The 19111-nt window shown below is 50.4% G+C and carries 19 protein-coding genes; 8 read left to right on the top strand and 11 right to left on the bottom strand.

The window, feature by feature from the left end:
* Positions 1-164 precede the first annotated feature (164 nt).
* On the bottom strand, positions 165-689 hold the full coding sequence (locus tag ACO6UX_RS19940) for an RING finger domain-containing protein (protein ID WP_422450094.1): 525 nt from the start codon (positions 687-689) through the stop codon (positions 165-167).
* A gap of 157 nt (positions 690-846) precedes the next feature.
* On the opposite strand from ACO6UX_RS19940, the gene hutC reads away from it, so the two are divergent.
* From hutC to hutH, 3 genes are all read left to right on the top strand, one after another.
* Entirely contained in the window at positions 847-1560 is a 714-nt protein-coding gene (gene hutC / locus ACO6UX_RS19945) for a histidine utilization repressor (protein ID WP_422450095.1), read from the top strand.
* 137 nt (positions 1561-1697) lie between these two features.
* The gene (hutU, locus tag ACO6UX_RS19950) at positions 1698-3431 is read left to right on the top strand and encodes a urocanate hydratase (RefSeq protein ID WP_422450554.1); all 1734 of its coding nucleotides are present in this window, start codon (positions 1698-1700) and stop codon (positions 3429-3431) included.
* The gene (gene hutH, locus ACO6UX_RS19955) at positions 3424-4956 is read left to right on the top strand and encodes a histidine ammonia-lyase (RefSeq protein ID WP_422450096.1); all 1533 of its coding nucleotides are present in this window, start codon (positions 3424-3426) and stop codon (positions 4954-4956) included. Before hutU ends, hutH begins: the two co-directional genes overlap by 8 nt.
* Before the next feature lie 150 nt (positions 4957-5106).
* Here hutH and ACO6UX_RS19960 read toward each other — a convergent pair whose 3' ends face one another.
* A complete protein-coding gene (locus ACO6UX_RS19960; protein WP_422450097.1) occupies positions 5107-5565 on the bottom strand; it encodes a hypothetical protein in 459 nt (152 codons plus the stop codon).
* 339 nt (positions 5566-5904) lie between these two features.
* Here ACO6UX_RS19960 and ACO6UX_RS19965 point away from each other — a divergent pair, with 339 nt between their 5' ends.
* Positions 5905-6444, top strand: a complete 540-nt coding sequence (locus ACO6UX_RS19965) for a pilin (RefSeq protein WP_422450098.1) — start codon at positions 5905-5907, stop codon at positions 6442-6444.
* 203 nt (positions 6445-6647) lie between these two features.
* On the opposite strand, the gene ACO6UX_RS19970 is transcribed toward ACO6UX_RS19965, so the two are convergent.
* The 4 genes from ACO6UX_RS19970 to ACO6UX_RS19985 form a co-directional block, all read right to left on the bottom strand.
* On the bottom strand, positions 6648-8354 hold the full coding sequence (locus tag ACO6UX_RS19970; protein ID WP_422450099.1) for a DNA ligase LigA-related protein: 1707 nt from the start codon (positions 8352-8354) through the stop codon (positions 6648-6650).
* A gap of 67 nt (positions 8355-8421) precedes the next feature.
* Positions 8422-9441, bottom strand: coding sequence for a UDP-glucose 4-epimerase GalE (galE, locus tag ACO6UX_RS19975; protein ID WP_422450100.1), 1020 nt, complete (start codon positions 9439-9441; stop codon positions 8422-8424).
* Positions 9442-9473: 32 nt separating this feature from the next.
* Complete coding sequence (nadC, locus tag ACO6UX_RS19980; RefSeq protein ID WP_422450101.1) at positions 9474-10370, bottom strand: carboxylating nicotinate-nucleotide diphosphorylase; 897 nt, start codon at positions 10368-10370, stop codon at positions 9474-9476.
* A 37-nt stretch (positions 10371-10407) separates the two neighbouring features.
* Positions 10408-11358, bottom strand: a complete 951-nt coding sequence (locus ACO6UX_RS19985; protein ID WP_422450102.1) for a ketopantoate reductase family protein — start codon at positions 11356-11358, stop codon at positions 10408-10410.
* A gap of 111 nt (positions 11359-11469) precedes the next feature.
* Between ACO6UX_RS19985 and ACO6UX_RS19990 the strand changes: the two genes are divergently transcribed.
* The 3 genes from ACO6UX_RS19990 to ACO6UX_RS20000 all read left to right on the top strand — a co-directional run bounded on the left by ACO6UX_RS19990 (position 11470) and on the right by ACO6UX_RS20000 (position 14053).
* Entirely contained in the window at positions 11470-11685 is a 216-nt protein-coding gene (locus ACO6UX_RS19990; protein ID WP_101748417.1) for a dodecin, read from the top strand.
* Positions 11686-11827: 142 nt separating this feature from the next.
* Entirely contained in the window at positions 11828-12313 is a 486-nt protein-coding gene (locus tag ACO6UX_RS19995; protein ID WP_101748418.1) for a YajQ family cyclic di-GMP-binding protein, read from the top strand.
* Positions 12314-12466: 153 nt separating this feature from the next.
* On the top strand, positions 12467-14053 hold the full coding sequence (locus ACO6UX_RS20000; RefSeq protein ID WP_422450103.1) for an AmpG family muropeptide MFS transporter: 1587 nt from the start codon (positions 12467-12469) through the stop codon (positions 14051-14053).
* Positions 14054-14101: 48 nt separating this feature from the next.
* Here ACO6UX_RS20000 and ACO6UX_RS20005 read toward each other — a convergent pair whose 3' ends face one another.
* Together ACO6UX_RS20005 and ACO6UX_RS20010 are read right to left on the bottom strand one after the other, a co-directional pair.
* Positions 14102-14320: a hypothetical protein gene (locus tag ACO6UX_RS20005; RefSeq protein WP_422450104.1), complete on the bottom strand. Its 219-nt coding sequence runs from the start codon at positions 14318-14320 to the stop codon at positions 14102-14104.
* 4 nt (positions 14321-14324) lie between these two features.
* A complete protein-coding gene (locus ACO6UX_RS20010; protein ID WP_101748421.1) occupies positions 14325-14639 on the bottom strand; it encodes an MGMT family protein in 315 nt (104 codons plus the stop codon).
* Positions 14640-14815: 176 nt separating this feature from the next.
* Here ACO6UX_RS20010 and ACO6UX_RS20015 point away from each other — a divergent pair, with 176 nt between their 5' ends.
* Positions 14816-15844 carry a DUF481 domain-containing protein gene (locus ACO6UX_RS20015; protein WP_422450105.1) on the top strand — a complete coding sequence of 343 codons (1029 nt, stop codon included), beginning with the start codon at positions 14816-14818 and terminating at the stop codon, positions 15842-15844.
* Here the strand turns inward: ACO6UX_RS20015 and ACO6UX_RS20020 are convergent.
* The 3 genes from ACO6UX_RS20020 to pta all read right to left on the bottom strand — a co-directional run bounded on the left by ACO6UX_RS20020 (position 15832) and on the right by pta (position 19047).
* The gene (locus tag ACO6UX_RS20020; protein WP_422450106.1) at positions 15832-16128 is read right to left on the bottom strand and encodes a hypothetical protein; all 297 of its coding nucleotides are present in this window, start codon (positions 16126-16128) and stop codon (positions 15832-15834) included. The two genes, ACO6UX_RS20015 and ACO6UX_RS20020, sit on opposite strands and share 13 nt — an antisense overlap.
* Before the next feature lie 223 nt (positions 16129-16351).
* Complete coding sequence (locus tag ACO6UX_RS20025; RefSeq protein WP_422450107.1) at positions 16352-16645, bottom strand: GDCCVxC domain-containing (seleno)protein; 294 nt, start codon at positions 16643-16645, stop codon at positions 16352-16354.
* Between the two features lie 311 nt (positions 16646-16956).
* The gene (pta, locus tag ACO6UX_RS20030) at positions 16957-19047 is read right to left on the bottom strand and encodes a phosphate acetyltransferase (RefSeq protein ID WP_422450108.1); all 2091 of its coding nucleotides are present in this window, start codon (positions 19045-19047) and stop codon (positions 16957-16959) included.
* Positions 19048-19111: the final 64 nt, after the last annotated feature.

The following is a 19111-nucleotide window of genomic DNA, read 5'->3' on the forward strand; positions in this document are numbered from 1 at the left end:
TGACTGAATGATGAGCCACAGCTTCAGGAGTAATCAGCATTTGTTGTCTCCTTTAGATAATGCATGAACGTCAAAATAAATACTTGCCAGAAAAGTTCAAACGATACTCGATTAATGAAGTAATCGGTTCCCATATCCATTCTTGGGAAAAGAGCCGTGTGAAATTATCTTCTGAGTAAGGCGGCGATCATATTACCAAGTGCAATGCCAAGGAGTACTTCCACAATCAGGGCAAGAATAGCGTCCACTTCCTGCCTCAACAACTCACTGGCCATTCTGGGGAAGTCAACGGGGTTATTGTTGTTGGGTCGGATAAAAGCGACTCCGATCAACAGATCAAGAAATTTTGCAAAGGAAAAGAAGGAGCGTAACTCCATAGCCAGTGAAAGTATTCTGGCATTGTCCTCGAAGGTAATCGAGTTATAAGCAAATAACGTCGATAAAGAAATTGCGACAATACTCCGACGAGACAATACCCTGTCTATAATGCTCCAGTCACCTGCCCTGTCTACTTCAAAGGGAAAATATGCATGTCGGCATAAAGGGCAGTTCAGTTTTCGCTCTCCCCACTGGACGATGCATGAGCGTCCAAAAGTATGTCCACAACTCATTAAAGCCCGATAGTGTGTGGGAACATCATCATATTCTCCCAGACAAATACTGCACTGATCACTGGTAACGTTGTTCACTCTAACCTCGAGAAAATCCTTGAATTTTTTAGCGAAATCGTACAATTTGCATTATCTTGTTGTATATACAACTATATACAATAAGATAATATAATCAAACTCAGGATCCCCGGGATCGCCGGAACGTCTGAAAAGCTCCAATTGGCACAAATAAATTATGAATCAGAGCCTGTTACCCCGTTATCAGCAGATTAAGCACTATATTCTTGACAAGATTGAGTGCGGTGAGTGGACAGAATCCCGCAAGGTGCCTTCTGAGAATGAGCTCTGCCAGCAATTTTCGGTAAGTCGGATGACCGCCAGGAAGGCGCTGCAGGAGCTGACGGCATCGGGCGTACTGATGCGCCAGCAAGGGTTGGGTACGTTTGTGGCTCCTATCGAGCCACAATCGTCAATACTGACGGTAAAAAATATTGCCGACGAGATCAGGGGGCGAGGGCATGGTTACAGCAACCGGGTATTGCTTCTGTCTGAAGAACAGGCGTCCGAGGCCATTGCGGTTTCCCTTGAGTTACCGGAGTCAGCGAGCGTTTTTCATTCCATTATTATTCACTACGAAAATGGCCTGCCACTGCAATGGGAAGAACGTCATATTAACCCGCGGTTTGCTCCGGATTACCTGAAACAGGATTTTTCAAGGGAAACGCCCAATGTTTATCTGACCGGGGTTGCAGCGCTTACAGAAGCGACACATGTCGTGGAAGCAGTATTGCCTTCAAAAGAAGTGGCCGAAGCTCTGGCTATGGAAGCCGGTGCTCCCTGTCTGAGAATCACGAGAAGAAGCTGGTGTCGGCACGGTGTCGTCAGTCTGGCCAGGCTGATGCACCCCGGTGACCGATACCGCCTGGGAGACCATTTACAGTTTTCCTGATGACCTGCCGACAAGTCGGATCACAGGAGTAACACCGACAGCCTTCCGGGGCAATAACAACGATTGTGCAGGTGACAGTTCCACAATAAAGCAGCGTAACGTAGAGGACGGTGAATATGGCAAGTGAACAGGAGAAGATGCTTATAGCCGGTGGTAAAGAACCCGTTGGTAAAACCGGCAGTAAAGGCCATCAGCGATTTGATCCGGACCGAATCATTCGGGCTCCCAGAGGTTCTGAGCTGAATACCAGCAGCTGGCAGGTAGAAGCCCCTCTGCGTATGTTGATGAATAATCTGGATCCGGAGGTGGCAGAGCATCCTGAACAGCTGGTGGTTTATGGCGGTATTGGCCGGGCTGCCCGGGATTGGGCTTGCTACGACCAGATAGTGGCCACTCTGCAACGTCTGCAAACCGATGAAACATTGCTGGTTCAGTCCGGAAAACCGGTCGGGGTATTCAAGACCCACCCCGGTGCTCCCCGGGTGTTGATTGCCAACTCGAACATTGTGCCTTATTGGGCAAACTGGGAGTACTTCCATGAGTTGGATAAACAAGGGCTGATGATGTATGGCCAGATGACCGCAGGCTCATGGATCTACATTGGTTCCCAGGGCATTGTGCAGGGTACCTACGAAACCTTTGTGGCCATGGCCAAAACCCACTTCCAGGGGGATGCTTCGGGCAAGTGGATTCTCACCGGTGGCCTTGGCGGCATGGGGGGCGCGCAGCCTCTGGCGGCGACCATGGCCGGTTTTTCCATGCTGGCCTGTGAAGTGGATGAGTCCCGAATCGACTTTCGCCTGAAAACCCGTTACCTGGATAAAAAAGCGGCGACGCTGGATGAAGCACTGGCGATGATTGAACAGGCCAAATTGGCAGGCAAGGCGATTTCGGTGGGCTTGCTGGCGAATGCGGCGGATATATTCCCCGAGCTGGTTGAACGCAATATTACGCCGGATGTGGTGACAGATCAGACATCTGCCCATGACCCATTGAATGGTTATTTACCCAAAGGGTGGACGTTGGCACAGGCCTGCGAACGTCGTCAGGCGGATGAAACGGCTGTTACCCGTGCTGCACGAGAATCTATGGCTGTGCAGGTGAGGGCCATGCTGGAGCTGCAAAAGCGGGGGGCGGCAACTGTTGATTACGGCAACAATATAAGACAGATGGCGAAAGAGGTTGGGGTTGAAAACGCGTTTGACTTCCCCGGTTTTGTGCCTGCTTATATTCGTCCACTCTTTTGCCAGGGTATTGGTCCTTTCCGCTGGGCAGCCCTGTCCGGTGACCCTGAAGATATCTACAAGACTGACCAGAAAGTCAAAGAGCTGATTCCCGACGATGCACACCTTCATAACTGGCTGGATATGGCCAGAGAGCGCATCGCTTTCCAGGGTCTGCCAGCCCGAATCTGCTGGGTGGGTTTGCAAGACCGGGCCCGCCTTGGGCAGGCCTTTAACGATATGGTGGCCAGTGGTGAGCTGAGTGCGCCAGTAGTGATTGGTCGTGATCATCTGGATTCCGGCTCGGTTGCCAGCCCTAACCGGGAAACCGAAGGGATGCAGGATGGCAGTGACGCCGTCTCTGACTGGCCTTTGCTGAATGCCCTGTTGAACACTGCCTCGGGGGCAACCTGGGTGAGTCTCCATCATGGTGGTGGTGTAGGGATTGGTTACAGCCAACATTCCGGTGTGGTGATTGTCGCTGATGGTACCGAAGAAGCCCGGAAAAAACTGGGCAGAGTGCTGTGGAATGACCCGGGAACCGGAGTCATGCGCCATGCCGATGCAGGGTATGACATTGCCCGTGAGTGCGCACAGGACAATGGTCTGGACCTGCCCATGCAGTCGGGAGGGCAAAGGTATGAATGAGTTAGTGATTTCCCCCGGAAAATTATCGCTGAGTGACCTGCACAGGGTTAGTCGTCACGAGGTTCAGATCAAGCTGGGCTCGGACTGTTATGAAGCCATTCATAAAAGTGTGGCCTGCGTGAATCATGCGCTGGCAGAAAATCGGGTTGTGTATGGTATCAATACCGGTTTTGGTCTGCTGGCCAATACCCGGATTCCGGATCAGGAGTTGGAGGATTTGCAAAGGAGCATTGTGCTTTCGCATTCGACAGGTGTTGGACAGTTTATGGATGAAAGCACTGTCCGCCTGATGATGGTATTAAAAATCAACAGCCTTGCCCGGGGATTGTCGGGAGTGAGGCTGGAATTGATTGAAGCACTGATTCAACTGATTAACCTGGAGGTTTACCCCTGTGTCCCCGAGAAGGGGTCCGTAGGGGCCAGTGGTGATCTTGCGCCGCTGGCTCATATGAGCTGTTTATTGCTGGGTGAGGGGCATGCCCTGGTGGATGGTCAGCAGTTGACGGCCATGGAAGCCCTGACCTACGCCGGTATGGAGCCCATGAAGCTGGCACCGAAGGAAGGACTGGCACTGTTGAATGGTACCCAGGCCAGTACGGCCTTTGCCTTGCAGGGACTGTTTGGTGCGGAAGATTTAATGGCATCAGCCATCATCGCCGGGAGCCTCTCCATTGAAGCCGCCATGGCCAGCCGTCGTCCTTTTGACCCGCGCATTCACGAGGCGCGGGGGTTGCAAGGGCAAATTGATATTGCTCATGCCTACCGTACCATGCTGGATCACAGTGACATTGAGCAGGCACACATAGATTGTGACAAGGTTCAGGATCCCTACTCACTGAGATGCCAGCCTCAGGTGATGGGAGCCTGCCTGGAACAGATGCGTTATGCCGCGGGTCTGCTGGCAGTGGAAGCCAATGGTGTTACCGATAATCCCCTGGTCTTTGCTGAGCAGAATGAAATACTTTCCGGTGGCAACTTTCACGCCGAGCCAACCGGCATGGCTGCCGAAGCACTGGCTCTGGCCATTGCCGAAATCGGTGCCATCAGTGAACGCCGCATTGCGTTGCTGGTGGATCAACACCTGAGCGGATTGCCGCCATTTCTGGTGAAGAACAGTGGCGTCAATTCCGGCTTTATGATTGCCCATAACACGGCGGCTGCCCTGGCCAGTGAAAATCGTTGCCTCTGCCATCCTTCGGTTGCCGATAGTCTGCCCACTTCTGCCAACCAGGAAGACCATGTCTCCATGGCAACTTATGGTGCCCGTCGTTTACGGGAGATGAACAGTAATACGGCGTCTATTGTGGGTATCGAATTGCTGGCGGCGGCACAGGGAGTGGATATGAGGAAACCCTGCAAAACCTCGGAAACGTTGCAGCGGGTGATGAAAACAGTGAGAAAGGATATACCGTTCTATGATCAGGACCGGTATTTCTTTCCTGATATCCAGAAGGCATCGGAGCTGGTGGCCAGTGGTGAGTTAAGCGTTTATATGCCAGCAGAGCTGCTGCCAAGTCACTCTTAGTTTATGCAGGTGGCTAAATGCTCAACATCTGGTTAACTCATTCACGAGTCGGCTCCCTTCGGGGATCGACCTGTGCACGAAACCAATGTGCGCTATCCATATCTATTTTGGAATTTTTGTTCTGGAACTTGTCAAAACACATATGAATAGTTAATTAATCCTTACCTGTCTTGCAACAAGCTTTGTTGACAACAGCCCCTTGAAGAGAAAAGTTTCTTCGCTTACGCCATGCTCATACTCAACTTCATAAAGCAGCGTAAATGGTAGCCCGTCATTGCTGCCCAGCCAGTCGCTAAAACTGGAAAACCAGCCAACATATTGATGACTTTTATAATTGCCCAGCTCTTTCGCTAATAGCGGCTTGTAGGTTTCCCGGTGCTGGCCGGTGGTGGTAATCCAGTGATCTTTGGTTCGGATAATCAAAGCTGACTTATCGGTCGAGAGACTGTTGATATCCAGATTCGAGAAATAGCTGTCAACTTTCTTCTGATAAAAGAACTGCAGACTGATAAAGCCAGTGATAAAGGCTGACAGAGCAATGATGAATGCAATACCAATCCGTGCCAGCCATGAGCCTAATTGGTTATTTACCAGGGTTTTATTTTGCATAGCCATGCCTGCCTTTTTGAACCGTTCTTGAATAAGTACCGTCATTACTTTGGCTATCGGACGAATGGCAAAAAAAAGTAGCTGATCTGTCAAAAGAAGTGTGGCTGGGGGTACTGCACGATAAGCGGTATGGATGGTTTCACTCTATAAGAAGTCGGGTTTAGTGGTTTTATTATTCTAATCAACGGGATATGTCGTATTTATGGTGAGTTTGCCCTGTTGGCAAAACGACTTACAGGGTTTTGCTGCCACCGGGTTTGTGAGTGGGTAGCCCTGCACCATTACTGCACTTAACTATCCTGTTTAAAGGGCTGCAGGACGGTGCCGACAGATTGAGCAATGGACTTCAGCGCGCTGTCAAAAAACTCATTGGTCGAGGAAAAAAATATGAAAACAAGGATGTCGGAAATCCGTAAGATGTCGGGTTTTACCCTGATTGAATTGATGATCGTTGTGGCGATCATTGGTATTTTGGCATCGGTAGCGATTCCACAGTATCAAGCGTATACCAGGAACTCAACGGCTCAGGCAGCACTGAGCGAAGTGAAAGCATTTCAGACAGCTGTAGCGATTTGCGCACAGACAGCTACCATTCAATCCTGTCAACCTGGAGCTGCTGGTAGCGGTGTACCCACGGTGGATGGCACCAGAGTGTCCATTGGTACATACATAGACAATACTTATGCAGAGCTGATAGTGACGCCAGGGAGTTCATTTGGTGCTCAAACTCTGATTTTCCAATCGGATGCTACCGGTGGTAACTGGAAGATGTCTTGCCAAAATGGTGGAGATACAACGGCAAATAATCTTTGTGGTACAGATGCTGTCACGAAGTCCAAGCAATGGAGCGGTAAATCTGACGGTACTTTTGGAGGTTAACCCTTGCCTCGTTGCTTCTTTCCCACGCTCTGCGTGGGAATGCCAACCGCAAATACCAGTAGCTCCCGCTCTCAAACAAGCCCCAAGGCTTGAAAGCAATTCACCACAAACTCTATAAAAACAATGGCTGAACATTTGGCCAGCTCTGGTATGCATTCCCACGCAGAGCATAGGAACGAGACTCTTGGGGGTAGACTGTGTATTTACCCGGTTTTCCCACTACCAGGCTCAACCAGAAACTCAATCAACTCTCTAACTTGCTTCCTGTTCACATAGTCCTGTAAATCTTCCATCCGTTTACTGCCAATCGTTGGGCACTTGTCTGAAATCTGCCGGGATAACAATCCTCGTAAACCCGTGATACACCCAGCCAACTCGCGGGCATTGGTTTTCCCGATGCCTGGAATGCTCAGCGCACGGATCTCTTGCTCCAGGCTTTTTGGTCGTCGAATGGATTCGAGATATTGCTGGATATCCTGCGGATGCATCCCTGCCGATTGCAGTGAATGGGGTGTCAGCTGCAGAATGTCCACCAGTGTCTGGATGGTTCCCGTTTGACCCCATTGATGAATGGCTGGCTTGCTGATCGCTGCAAGATCAAGCCCCTGCTTACCGGTTAGCCATACCAGGCGAGCGATAAACTGTTGTTCACAACCCGGTGCCATAGAGAGGCAGGTAAAGGGCGTATAACGGCTTGTATCCGGGAGTTCCGGGCTTACCCTGTTTGCCGGACGAAACAACACCTTACCAAAGACCGGTATGGCACTCCCTTTGAGCTTGATACTGATTTGATCCCCCACGGCAATCGCTTTCTTTTCCAGATTCTGAACAGTGCCCAGTGAAAGGGTTGAGAGGGTTCTGTTTTTGAACAGTACGGGCTTAATATGAACCACGGGTGTGATATTGCCGGTTCGCCCAATGGTAAATTCAATCGCCTCCACATTTGATGTGGTGGTTGCTGGTGGAAACTTCCATGCCATGGCCCAGGCTGGAGTATCACCTGTCCAGCCCAGCTGCTTTTTGAAAGTTTTGCTGTCGGCCTTAATCACAATTCCATCCATTAAAAAAACGGGTTTGTTGATGGTTGCGTAGTGCTCAAGGCGCTGTTTGATTTCAGGGTAGGATGTTGGTTTGTGGGTATGCTCCAGGGTCAGAGGAAAGCCCATGTTCGCTAAAGCGGTTATTGACTGTAAACCGCTATTAAACGGGCTGTTTACCCACTGCCATGGGAAAAAATCAAAGGCTTTTACGGCTTCCGTTTCTGGATCAGACCGATTGAGCTGACCGGCAACCAGGTGTCGGGCACTGGCATACTGCTTAAGAATTGATGGAGCAATTATATCAAGCCGAGTGAATAGCTCTCCATGAAGAATGAGTTGGTTTTTTTCATCATTACCCAGTGTTTTTGGGATCAATGGCATCTGCCGGATATGATGGAGGATATCGACTCCAACTTCGCCATTTCCCCGGGTGGAAGCCTGGATTAACCGTCTGTTTTTATAGACCAGCTCCACCGCAACGCCATCAATCTTCGGCTGTACCAAAACACCACTGTCAGCGATTCGCTGTAAAAAGCGTTTTACTTCTTCTGCAGACTGCGCTTTCTTCAAGCTGCCCATTGGAGCCTGATGGTGAATTGTGTATTTATTGTGAGGCGTTTGGTTAAGGGATTTCTCTGTTGCAATGGAAGGGAAGCACGCTTGCCAGTATTTCAGTCTGGCAAGCAAGTCGTCGTATTCACCATCGCTGATAATCGGGGCGTTCTGGTTGAAATACAGTTCATCATGGTAAGCCACTTCATCCAATAGCCTGCTGATCTGCTCAGTGGCTTCTCCCTGATCCCAATGTGGGCAGTTATCTGCCCGGGCTTGTAGAAGAAAGATTAACAGGAGCGGTATTATTTTTTTCATGCTTCGATTAAAGCATGAAAAGGCGGGTGGTACCCCTCTTTTAGCTTTTCAGCAGCCCCAACGCTGGTTAACTGTGATAACCGTTTGGATTCGCCGACTGCCAGCGCCAGCTATCAGACACCATATCTTCCAACCCTTTTTCCGCTTTCCAGCCCAGTTCGCTCAGGGCTTTGTCCGGGTTGGCATAACAGGCGGCAATATCACCGGAGCGTCTTGGGGCGATCTGGTAAGGGACTGGCTGTTGTGATGCCTGTTCAAAAGCGGCGACCATTTCCAGCACGCTGTAGCCTGTACCAACCCCCAGGTTCCAGGCATGGATTCCCTCAGTTTTCTGCAGCTTCTCGATAGCTCGCACATGGCCAATAGCGAGGTCAACCACATGGATATAGTCCCTGACTCCGGTTCCGTCGTGGGTTGGGTAGTCGTTACCGAAGACACTGAGCTTGTCCAGCTTGCCAATGGCAACCTGAGAGATATAAGGCATCAGGTTGTTGGGAATATCATTCGGGTCTTCACCGATTCTACCGGAAGGGTGAGCACCAACCGGGTTAAAGTAGCGCAGCAAGGCAATTCGCCAGCTATTGTCCGATACCTGAAGGTCCTGAAGGATTTCTTCTATCATCAACTTCGAACGACCATAAGGGTTGGTGGCCGAGGTCGGGAAGTCCTCGCTGATGGGGAGGCTGGCGGGGTCGCCATACACCGTGGCAGAAGAGCTGAACACCAGGGTTTTCACCTTGGCCTGTTTCATGGCTTCCAGCAACACCAGTGTTCCGTGTACATTGTTATCGTAGTAAGCCAAGGGCATGGAGACGGATTCGCCAACGGCTTTCAGACCGGCAAAATGAATAACAGAGGATATCTCATGGTTGCTGAACAGTGAGTGCAACAGCTCATGGTCGCGAATATCCCCTTTGACAAACTTCAGTGTCTTACCAGTGATTTCCTGAACCCGCTTCAAAGACTCCTCACTGCTGTTACTGAGGTTATCCAGCACAATGATGTCATAACCATCGTTGAGCAGTTCGACGCAAGTGTGGCTGCCAATATAGCCAGCGCCCCCGGTTACAAGAATTTTTTTGTTCATAGTGTTGTTGCTCAAGGCTGCCTCCGTGTGTTTTAAAGCTGCTCGATGATCCGCATGGACAGATCCACAGACTGGCAGTCTTTGGTTAGTGTGCCAATAGAGATAAAGTCGACTCCGGTTTCGGCAATGGGCACCAGCGTTTGATCATTAATACCACCGGAGGCTTCCAGTTTCGGCGCTTTTCCGGAGAGTTCCCGGTTCAACCGGACGGTTTCGGCCAGCTGGGCCAGCGGGAAGTTATCGAGCATGATGATATCGGCTCCAGCCTCTCGGGCAATATTGAATTCTTCCATGCTTTCCACTTCGATCTCTACCGGTTTGCCGGGGGCGATTTCGTGAGCTTTGCCGACCGCTTGAGCAATGCCGCCACAGGCGGCAATATGATTTTCCTTAATTAAAAAGGCATCAAAGAGTCCGATTCGGTGGTTGTGGCAGCCTCCGGCAGCGACGGCGTATTTCTGGGCAACCCGCAGGCCCGGCAGGGTCTTGCGGGTATCCAGCAATTTGACGCTGGTATTACTGACCAGACTAGCATAGCGCTGGCAGCGGGTTGCGGTGCCAGAGAGGGTCTGCAGAAAATTCATCGCGGCCCTTTCGCCGGTCAGAAGGCTTTGGGCAGAACCTTTCAGGACTACCAGCACCTGGTTCGGCTCAACCCGTTCACCTTCATCTATATGCCATTCCAGCTGGACATTGGGATCAATCTGGCGGAAGACCTCGTCAAACCAGGGGCGTCCACAGATGATGGCATGGTTTCGACAGATAATTCTGGCGACAGATTGTTGGATTTTTGGAATCAGGGATGCCGTAATGTCTCCGGAACCTATATCTTCAGCCAATGCCTGACGAACATTGGTTTCTACGGCACCGTGAAGCTGGTCTCGCACAACCGGGCTCAGGTTTTCAGGCAGTGTATAGGATACTTTCATGGTCATTCCGGAGGTTACTGGTGTTCTTTGGCGAGGATTATATACATAAAGGAGAAGCCGTTGCAGGCTGGCCTGTTTTGACGCCGACAGCGCTGAGCCGATCCATCAGTTGGTGATGGCCGTTGACGGTGACTCCCAGGGAATTGGCCTGTTGGATCAGAAAATCGTTGATATAGGCAAGTTCCGTGGCTCTTCCCTTACGTGCGTCCTGGCAGGTTGATGATAGATTGCTGGCAGTGATCTGGCAGACACTGTACACGCTGTCTTTAAGTGCGGTGGCTGGAATCCCCAGCGCCTCCAGAACCTCGCTGGTCTCAATAATTAATTGATTCAGCCAGACCTGCTTTTCACCATTATCCAGCAGCTCGCCATTACGGCAGTCGAACAATGCCGTGAGGCCGTTGATACAACTGTTAATGGCCAGCTTTTCCCATAACTTCTGCTCAATGAAATCGCAGTGGTTGACCTTTAATCTGAAATTGTCGCAAAGCTCATGAAAGCCCTGTTCGGATCGTTGCTGATTGCGGAGAAGGCCAATCCAGGTCTGACCCTGGCCAGCGTGATGTACCTCAAAAGGGGCTGACAGATAAGCTCCATCGGTACTGGAGCCTGCCCAAATCGATTGTGTTGGTAAAGCGTCCCTGATGGTCTGCTGGCTCCCCATGCCATTTTGCAGCAACAGTATTTGGCAGTTATCCGCCAGATGTGGCTTTACGCTGTTCAGTGCAGACAGTGAGTCCTGCGCCTTGGTGCAGACAATCAGACGGTTGATGGTGCTGTCGATGGTTTCTGGCGAGACGATATCGACAGCAAATCGAGAGGTCTGGTCTGGCGTTGATAACTTAAGTGAAATGCGTTTCTTGTTAAATTGCTGATAACTGCTTTCTCTCAGGATCAGTCGGGGGCTTTCCCCCTTATGGAAAAGGCTGGCAGCCCAAAGGCAACCGATGCTGCCTGCGCCCAGAATATACCAGGGATCATTGTCCATTAATCTCTAAAGTCCATCAGCGAATGAAGATACGCCGAGTCTACCATTTGCTGCCTATACTCAAACAGCTGGTGTTTTACAGCTTTTCTAAACAAGAGTGGGAGATAGACAATGAGTCATACCTATAAAATGACTGAACTGGTAGGCAGCTCAACGGTCAGTAGTGATGATGCTATTCAAAATGCCATCGCCGCCGCTGGCATGACCCTGGAGCATATGGGCTGGTTTGAAGTGGTGGAGCAACGAGGCCATATCGAGGATGGCAAAATTGCCCATTGGCAGGTGACGGTAAAAATTGGCTTCAGGCTTAAGGGCAAAGATCAGTAGTTTCCGTCAAAAGGATCTGATCCTGCATATTCACCTGAACCTTGTCACTGGTGTATTGATTTTCTCCATGGTCTTTCCAATACAATCATGGATACAATAGTTGTTAATTGTTTCTTTCGATTTCTCAAGGAGATCATTCGCTATGCCTTCATTTGACATTGTCTCTGAAGTGGATATGCATGAGCTGGCCAACGCTGTTGACCAGGCAAACCGTGAACTGACTACCCGCTTTGACTTTCGGGGCGTTGCTGCCAGCTTTGAGAAAAGTGGCGAAAAACAGATCGTTATGACCACCGATGCCGACTTTCAGCTGGTTCAAATGGTAGAAATGTTGAAAACCAAGATGGTCAAACGGGGTATTGATGTTAAATGCCTTGAAGTAAAAGACCACTACGGTTCTGGCAAACAGGTCAAGCAGGAAGTGGTGGTTCGGCAGGGGCTGGAAAAGGATATTGCCAAAAAGATCGTGAAAATGATCAAGGATGCCAAGCTGAAGGTTCAGGCCGCCATCCAGGGCGATCAGGTTCGGGTGACCGGCAAGAAAAGGGACGATTTGCAGACTGTGATTGCCTTTTTGCGGGAAGCCGATCTGGACATGCCGTTGCAGTACAATAATTTCAGAGATTGATTGACTGTTTGTGACACAGAAAACCGTTTTCATTGGATGATGGAAACGGTTTTTTATTTCTCGGCTAAGCTGATATCTTCTTTTTTAAAATAGAACGTCTATTACAAGAAGCATGGCGCTGTAGAATTTCATATTTGCGATGGAGCATATTGCATGGGGCTGGCAGCAGATTCTTCGAAGAATTGGGGTGACGCTTGGAAAAGCTTTTTTAATCGTCGGGTGATTGCACTTCTTTTTCTTGGTTTTTCAGCAGGCCTGCCCATTCTGTTGATTTTCAGTAGCCTTTCCCTCTGGCTTCGTGAGGCTGGGGTAGAACGCAGTGCTGTCACTTTTTTCAGCTGGGCAGCGTTAGGTTATTCCTTCAAGTTTGTCTGGGCACCGCTGGTTGACCGCATTCCACTGCCGGTTCTGCATGATTTGCTTGGGCGTCGTCGGTCATGGTTATTGTTATCCCAGGCCTCGGTTATTGCCGCGCTGTTGTTTATGGCGGCCCATAACCCTGCTGAAGGTCTGTTCTGGATAGCCTGTGGTGCGGTAATGCTTGGCTTTTCCTCGGCCACACAGGATATCGTTATTGATGCCTATCGAATAGAAGCGGCGGATGATGACCTGCAGGCCATGATGTCCTCTGCTTACATTGCCGGGTATCGAGTGGGTATGCTGGTGGCCGGTGCTGGCACCCTGGCACTGGCCAGCTGGTTTACCATGACGGACGAAGGCAATTACGACTATCTGGCCTGGGCCTGGGCCTATCGCTGTATGGCCGTGTTTATGCTGATTGGGGTGGTTACCACTCTGATGGTTGCTGAGCCGGATGTTGATCGTACTTCCGAGTCGGTACACAGCACTGTTGATTATCTTCGCTTTCTGTTGCTCTTTGCCCTGGCGGCGACCGTATTTGTCATCTCTTTTACTCAGCTGGCTGATGCCTTTGGTGCTCTGAAAACCTTTTTGGTGGAGACCGGGCTGTCTACGCCCATCGCCGGTTTTCTGGCCGGTGCCGGTCGATTTGCAGGCAGTGTGGCAGCTGCTGGGGTTACTGCCTGGTTGCTGGTGAAAGTTCATCTGGCACCCAGAGCAATGGTGAAGGAAACTTATGTCGCTCCCTTTGCCGACTTCTTTGAGCGCTATGGTAAAGTAGCTATCTACATATTGTTATTGGTAGGCACCTACCGTATTGCTGATATTGTTATGGGCACCATATCCAATGTGTTCTACAACGATATGGGCTACACCAAAGAGCAAATCGCTACCATTACCAAAACCTTTGGCCTGATCATGACCATTGTCGGCGGCTTTTTGGGCGGAGTGTTAGCCATTCGCTTCGGTGTGTTGAGAATTCTCTGGGTAGGCGCATTGCTGGCGGCATTGTCGAATGTGCTGTTTGCGTTTCTGGCCAATCTTGAACCATCCAGCCTCTATCTAAGCCTGGTGATTGCGGCAGATAATCTCAGTGGTGGCATGTCGTCCGCCGCGTTTATTGCCTTTTTATCCAGCCTGACCAACCGGGCCTTTACGGCCATGCAGTACGCTATTTTCAGTTCGCTGATGACGTTGCTGCCCAAGCTGTTGGCCGGTTATTCAGGCACCTTTGTGGATTCCCTGGATTATCCGGTCTTCTTTATTGGCTCAGCGCTGCTGGGGCTGCCGGTTTTATGGTTAGTGTCGTATGTAGGGCGATTGCTGGAACGTCATGAGGCGGTAACTAAAACGTATTCTGAAGAGGGTAGCTGTTCCTGAGACAGAGAGTGTGTTGCAAAAGGCTATTCAGCCTTTTGCAACATCCTGTTAATGGGTTTCAGCCGGTGTGTCGTTTGATGAGTCCAGGAGTTCGGCAATCAGTCTCTGCCGCCAAAATTCCCGGGTTCCGTCGTTGGGTAGTTTGTTCAGTGTATCCTGACAGATGTGAACCATCGCCTTGAGAATATTTTCTTCCGGATAATTCAGGTTTTCCAGCTGGCGAATAATTTCGACGGCCAGGGCAATATCTTCCGACGCTCCATCCATGTATTTACTCTCCATGCCATTGATGCGCTTTCAGGTTGATTTTTCCGGATGAAATTGTCACTCCCTCCTGCTCCAAACGTTGTTTTTGCAGGCTGTATCGACTCGACCCATCAGGGAATGAAATCTGACCTTTGCCGTTAATAACCCGGTGCCAGGGAAGGTCGGTCCCGGCGGGCAGCTGTTTCAGGATATTGCCCACAACGCGCGCATAACCGGGGGCTCCTGCCATATCTGCCAGTTGGCCATAGGTTACCACACAGCCTTTCGGAATCCTGCTGATCAGATACCATATTTCCGAAGGGGTAAAGGGGGCGGTCAATGTTGGTTCTCCACGATACTTTCTATGATGATCGCCATGATACTCTTCATCATAAGTTCGACCACAAATAATAGATGTCAGGATATTTGAAAAGTTTGGAATGGGAAAGGAAATTGTGGAGCCTGTCGTATTTATGAGTTTTACAGGTGGATAACCTGTTCAGGAGAATTCCTTTTATGTTGCTCCAAAGGAGCCTTCGCTGTTTATCAAGGCTGCTGGGAATATTCTGTCTGTTTTCTATCAGTATGACATGGGCTGATACCGTCTGGATGAACAATGGCGATGTGTTGTCTGGCGACATTGTCAAGCTGGATTCTGGCAAGCTGAGTTTACAAACAAAGTATGCAGGTACTATTGAACTGGATTGGCGCTATGTCACGGCCCTGGACTCGGATAAAACATTCTGGGTCAGCCTGATTGGTGAAGAGAAGGCCAGATTGCGGCGGTTTGAAGGCCAGCAGACAGGCGTTACGGTTATTGATGAGAGTGGTCGAAAGCGCTCTTTCTCAGCAGTATGGCCGGTTGCCGCTATCCATATTGAAAAGCCGGTGATTGCCGATACCTGGGCGCTGGGAGGTAAGCTGGTGGCCACGCTGGACAGCAAATCCGGCAACGATGATGAGTTGTTGGTTGGTGTTGAAGGCAAGCTCAATATTGATGATCAGTGGAATAAAAATGCTTTTTACTGGGATATTGAAGTGGAAGATGATGACGGTATTAAAAGCTCTGAGTGGCAGGTTGGCTATTCATACAGCCGTTACCTGGATGAGCACTGGTTTGTGCAGGGAGCCGCAGAACAGGAATATGATTCGGAAGACGATCTGAGAACCCGTACATCAGTGGGTGGTGCCTTGGGCTATCGTTTTTGGGAAACCGCTGAAAGGGCGTTGAAAACCAGTGGGGGTATCAGTCAGCTCTGGGAAGACTATATTACCAATGAATCGCAGCGGGATTATGCCCTGACCTGGATCTTTAACTACCGAACACGACTCATGAATAACTGGGAATATTTTGCCAACAGCCGAACGTTCTTCCGGCTAAAACAGTCTACGACACTGGTTAATGTCAATCAGGGGTTAAACATTGGACTGACCGATCGCATTACCTGGAATCTGACGCATATTGTTGATTACGACAGTGACCCGGTGGATAAGACCAGAAATGTCGACAGCCGAATCAAAATGGGGATTGGTTACCAATGGTGAGGTCCGGAGCGCGGCAGGTGGGTGCATACTGGCAGTCGTCCTCTTGTGGGCATAAAAAACCGGGTTCTTATCAGGCAGCGCCGGAACGGGTACTGCCTTGAGGGTGGGAAAGCCGGTTTCTGTTGCTCAGGCTGCTCAGTAAGTTGCTTCTCTTCACGCTGTTCTTGTAAAGCCCGCATAGTGGTTTCCAGCCAGTTGGCTGCACGATAGAGCAGCGAGTGTCTGGTTAAATTGTCAGAGTGTTGATGTTCAAGGGGAAAAATCAGGGTTTTTCTGACTTTCATTGCTACCGGGTACTTTTTCAGAATTACTTCTGTTAATAGCGGCAGCACGGCGTTTTGATTGATGACAGATTACGGTTTTTTTACCCTCTCGCCTTTGGCAATGTACAGGCTCCTAAGGCTCCCGGAAGTAAAGAGGTGCTGCCCGTACAGTAAGCAGACACTCCAAAACCTCGGGCTGGTAAAAGACAGGATCGTCAATTGGGTATAGTACGGGCTATTGGGGTCATAAACCAGAGGCAGAGACGCTTTCAGCCACTTCTTCACTGAGGGGTGTCATTTCAGCGTAGGCTTTTCTATCCCGTTGTGATGTAGGGCAGGGTTGATTTCCGTGTGAACAGAAAACACAGCAATCGCCTTCCTGTGGGGTAATCAGTTTCTGGCAATTTCTGCATTCGTAAAGGTAAACACAGGCATCCTGAGGCATGGTTTCAACCGCATGGTGCAGACAGTCCGGGCAGGTGATGATGGACGTAGATACAAGAGTTTTTGCGCTTAAGGTATAGTTTTTACTGGACATACTCTTTCTCCTGGCACTTCTTGTGCCGTTCGTTGCATTTTTCTCTTTGGGCATAGGATAGAGTTATCGGCCTCCGTGTTGGTTTATTGACAATGAATACGTAAAACAAGGTGCACTGTCGTTTTTTGACGAACAAACACGTAACAAAAGCACCTCTTTTCAAACTACCCTATCTGACTTTTTATAAAAAGAGCGGCATGAATCAGGCCAGTTATGATGTAAGCATAAAAGGGGAATATGACCGTTTACTGACAGCCATAAAAAAAACCGGACATTTCTGTCCGGCTTTGTATGGGAAGAATTAAACGAACTTAGTCGTTTTCAGCCTGAATCGCAGTCAGGGCAATGGTGTAAACGATATCGTCAACCAAGGCACCACGGGAAAGGTCATTAACTGGCTTGTTAAGACCCTGAAGCATTGGACCGACACTGATAACGTCTGCACTGCGTTGTACCGCTTTGTAGGTAGTGTTACCTGTGTTGAGATCCGGGAAGATAAACACGGTCGCACGACCCGCGACGTTACTGCCGGGAGCCTTGCTCTGGGCTACCGACTCAACGGAGGCAGCATCGTACTGCAGAGGGCCATCGATAATCAGGTCCGGACGTTTGGCTTTAACGATTTCAGTGGCCTCGCGCACTTTCTCTACATCAGCACCGATACCAGAGGTTCCGGTGCTGTAACTGATCATCGCAATACGTGGCTCAATACCGAACGCCGTGGCGGAGTCAGCGCTCTGAATGGCGATATTGGCCAGCTGTTCTGCATCCGGGTTTGGATTAACGGCACAGTCGCCGTATACCAGAACCTGGTCAGGCAGTAGCATGAAGAAGACGGAGGAAACCAGTCCGCCAGCATCTTTTTTCGTCTTGACCAGCTGGAACGCCGGACGGATGGTGTTGGCGGTGGTGTGTACTGCACCAGAAACCAGACCATCTACCTCGTTCAGAGCCAGCATCATGGTGCCGAGTACTACAGTATCTTCCAGCTGAGCTTCCGCCATCGGGGCGGTAAGGCCTTTGTTCTTGCGCAGCTCAACCATCGGGTCAACATAACGGGTGCGGATGCTCTCAGGTTCCATGATGATCAGGCCATCCGGCAGTGTGATGCCGTTGTCTTTAGCGACCTGTTCAATAACGCTGCGCTGCCCGAGAAGGATACACTGGGCGATACCACGCTCCTGACAGATAACGGCAGCCTGAATGGTGCGTGGCTCATCGCCTTCTGGCAGAACAATACGCTTATTGGCACCCAGGGCTCTCTGAACCAGTTGGTAACGGAAGGCCGGGGGGGAGAGTCTGCGCTCTGCCAGGGCAGAGCATTGTTGCTTCAGCCACTCGGTGTTCAGGTTGGCAGCGATGGTATCCATAACCAGTTCAACACGAGCAGCGTCGTCAACCGGCAATTCGTTATGGCGACGATCCAACAGGGTTGCCGTGGTGTAAGAGTCTTCCCCGGTGAGCATGACAGGAAGACCTGTACCGATGGCCTTGCTGCACAGTTCCATCACGGGTTTGGAGGGAGTGATACCGCTGGTCAGCAGAAGACCCGCCAGGGGAACACCGTTCAGGGCCGCCATGCAGGTGGCCAGAATGATGTCATCACGGTCGCCCGGAGTAATCACCAGATTACCTGGCTTCAGGTGATGAATCATATTGGTGGGCGTTCTGGCGCTCAGGGTGTAAGAAGTCACCCGACGGGTATCCATCTCACCGGCATTGATGATGTCTGCTTTCAGGTGCTCGGCAATATCCATGGTTCTTGGGGAGGCCAGGTTATTGTCAAACGGAATATAGCCCAGCGGCTGGAATGGCTTGCGGGCAAATTCTGGCAGGCTCTGGAAATGGCCGTCTTTATTCAGGCTGGCAACCACGTCCGGCGTCAGTTTATTCAGGGCATAGCCGACGACATTCGGGTTCTTGATGCCACCAAAGCTGTCGGCAGCGATTTCCAGTTTGTCGGCCAGGTCTGCCAGAGAATCATTACCGGGCTCAGACACCAGGATGATGTCGGCATTAATGGTTTTGGCAATGCTGCTGTTCAGGCGATTGGCGTAGGGCATTTCCCGGGTCGGAACCAGACCTTCTACCACCATCACGTCACAGTCCTGAGAAGCCTGTTCAAACAGGGCTACGATCTCTTCCATCAGGACATCGCCCTTGTTATCACCCAGCAGGTCTTCAGCACGGTGGGAGGTAATGGGGGTAGGCGGCTCATGGTCCATGATACGCTGGACCAGTTTGGTGGAACGCTCTGGTCCAGTGTCGCCTACATGCAACTGGGCAATGGGCTTGAAGAACTTGACCCTGAGACCGAGATTATCGAGTGCTCGAACCAGGCCCAGGGTAACGGAGGTCAGGCCAACACCATAACGTGTTGGTGCCAGGAAAAATGTACGCATATCCGGACGAATCCTTCTCATGAAATACTGATATAAAAACAGGAGGTGAAACCTCCTGTTGCTT

Source organism: Endozoicomonas sp. ALB091, from assembly GCF_049310265.1.
Classification (GTDB): Bacteria; Pseudomonadota; Gammaproteobacteria; order Pseudomonadales; family Endozoicomonadaceae; genus Endozoicomonas.